We start from the raw sequence: 2,587 nt of genomic DNA on the forward strand, positions 1-2,587 counted from the left end.
CTTTAATGCCATATGGTCGAATGAGTTCGATAAAGGCATCAATTTTGTCTGGGTGCCCTACCACTTGATACGTCACAACGTTTTTAGCCGTATCAATAATTTGAGCACGAAATGGTTCGACAATCGAATTCATTTCCAAACGTAAATTTGGCGGTGAAATAACCTTTACCAGCGCTAGCTCTCGCAAAACAATTGATTTATCCGTTATGTCATTGACCTTTAACACATCAATTTGCTTCGATAATTGTTTCACTAGCTGCTCGATCTTGCGTTCATCCTCGACGTGGACTACAAAAGTCATCTTTGAAAAGTTTGCTTGTTCCGTATGACCTACTGTAATCGATTCAATATTGAATTGACGCTTCATCAATAGACCTGTCAAACGGTTTAACACACCACTTTGGTTAATCACAGTTACGGTAATTACTCGTTTCAATTCTTTTTCACCCCAATCATTTCATGTAAGCCTTTGCCTGGTGCTACCATTGGGTAAACACATTCAAGCTGTTTCACTCGACAATCAATTAATACTGGCTCATCAGAAAGTAGTGCCTCACGGAAAATATCCTCCGCTTCATCAATTGTGTTAATTCGATAGCCTTTTATATTATAGGCATCTGCTAACTTAACAAAGTCTGGTTGGATTGGCATAAGCGATGATGAATAACGCTCTTCATAGAATGTCTGTTGCCATTGACGGACCATGCCAAGGCAGCTATTATTCAAAATCACAATTTTTACTGGTAAGTTAAACTCCTGTAGAATGGATAACTCCTGTGCAGTCATTTGGAAGCCTGCATCTCCTACAATCGAAATAACTTTTTTGTCTGGCTTCGCAAATTGAGCGCCAATTGCGGCTGGGAAGCCGAAGCCCATCGTACCAAGTCCACCAGACGTTACCCATGCATGATCATTATTTAAATGGTAGTATTGCGCTGCCCACATTTGATGCTGCCCAACATCAGTCGTTACAATGGCATCACCCTCAGTAATTTTATGCACTAATTGCAATGCCTCTTGTGGTAAAACTTCCTGATCATCATCATTCTTGCAATACCATAATGGATAGTCATTGGCATGATTGTTTAAATAGGCTAACCAATCTGCTGTATCAGGACCTTCGAAGTCCTTTTTCAATAATGCTTTCAAAGCTTCTTTTGCATCTGCAACGATCGGAATATCTGTCGGAACGTTTTTGCCAATTTCAGCAGGATCTATGTCGATATGGATGATTGTTGCATTTGGTGCAAATGTGGCTAAATTACCTGTTAAACGATCATCAAAACGTGCACCAATATTAAGTAATAAATCAGATTTGGTGATGGCTGTATTTGCTGTTACTGTACCGTGCATACCTGCCATCCCAAGGAATAAATCATGTTCACCATGAATGGACCCAAGTCCTAGCAATGTGTTCGTTACTGGAATACGGTATTTTTCTGCGAAGGCTGTTAATTCCTCACGTGCATCAGCAAAGAGAACACCTGCACCAGCTAAAATGATTGGATTCTTTGCCAAGGAAATCGCTTGAATCGCTTTTTGGATCTGTAAGTAATTTGGTTTATATGTTGGCTGATAGCCTGGTAAATAAATATCATCAGGTGCTTGTGGCGGATTCTCTACATCAAACAACATTTGTGAAACGTTTTTTGGGAAGTCCACGACAACTGGTCCCTTACGACCTGTGCTAGCAATATGGAACGCCTCTTTAACAATACGTGGAATATCATTTACATCCTGCACTTGGTAATTGTGCTTTGTAATTGGTGTCGTAATCCCCATGATATCTGCTTCTTGGAAAGCGTCTGTTCCAATTACAGAAGTAGCAACCTGACCTGTAAAGACAACTAATGGAATGGAATCAATCATGGCGTCCGCTATACCTGTTACGAGATTTGTTGCGCCTGGCCCACTTGTCGCAATAACAACACCTGTTTTACCAGAAACACGAGCATAACCCTCGGCTGCATGAATAGCACCCTGTTCATGTCTAGTTAAAATATGGCGGATTGGATTTTTATACATTGCATCATAGATTTGCAATACGGCTCCTCCAGGATAGCCAAAGATGATTTCAACACCTTGATCGTGCAATGCCTGCACTAATACATCTGCACCGTCCTTTGCTTGATAGGTTTGCTCAGCAGTAACAGTTGTTACTAATTGTTCTTGTTCATTCATTGAAACATTTGCACTCATCAAATTATGCCTCCTTTATATCTTTCAAACTCACACATCAGTGTTGTAGATTAATGAAGTGTCACAAGCTGGATTATCTGCACTCTCTTCCATTTGGTTGAGAGTTTGCATTTCATTCGTGAAAATAATAAAAAGCCTTTTTCTCCACACACAAAGAACTACCTTACGTAGGGATGAAAAAGACTTTCCATGGTACCACCCTTTTTTATAGCAAATAATTGCTACCTCGCGAATAAATGATTGCATTTATGCACCAATGCGAAAGAATTCGCATCCAATAGAGTGTCATAAAACATTTATTCATTAATAACGAGCACTTTCGACTATGCCCGGAGCTATCTAATGGTGTAAACACGTTTAATAGCCCACTCCGAGGGGATGTCGGATC

2 protein-coding genes are annotated in these 2,587 nt (G+C 40.2%); both read right to left on the minus strand.

Annotated elements, in window-relative coordinates:
• On the minus strand, nucleotides 1-436 hold a 436-nt coding region (gene ilvN / locus RT445_RS21415; RefSeq protein WP_313471520.1), incomplete at its 3' end, for an acetolactate synthase small subunit.
• Nucleotides 433-2,199, minus strand: coding sequence for a biosynthetic-type acetolactate synthase large subunit (gene ilvB, locus RT445_RS21420; protein ID WP_274793511.1), 1,767 nt, complete (start codon nucleotides 2,197-2,199; stop codon nucleotides 433-435). The genes ilvB and ilvN, both read right to left, overlap by 4 nt.
• Nucleotides 2,200-2,587: the final 388 nt, after the last annotated feature.

It is taken from the genome of Lysinibacillus sp., from assembly GCF_032093475.1.
Taxonomy (GTDB): Bacteria; Bacillota; Bacilli; order Bacillales_A; family Planococcaceae; genus Lysinibacillus; species Lysinibacillus irui.

Excerpts from the sequence above, each read along its gene's own strand:
- ilvB (WP_274793511.1), bottom strand. The coding sequence starts at position 2,199 with ATGAGTGCAAATGTTTCAATGAATGAACAAGAACAATTAGTAACAACT.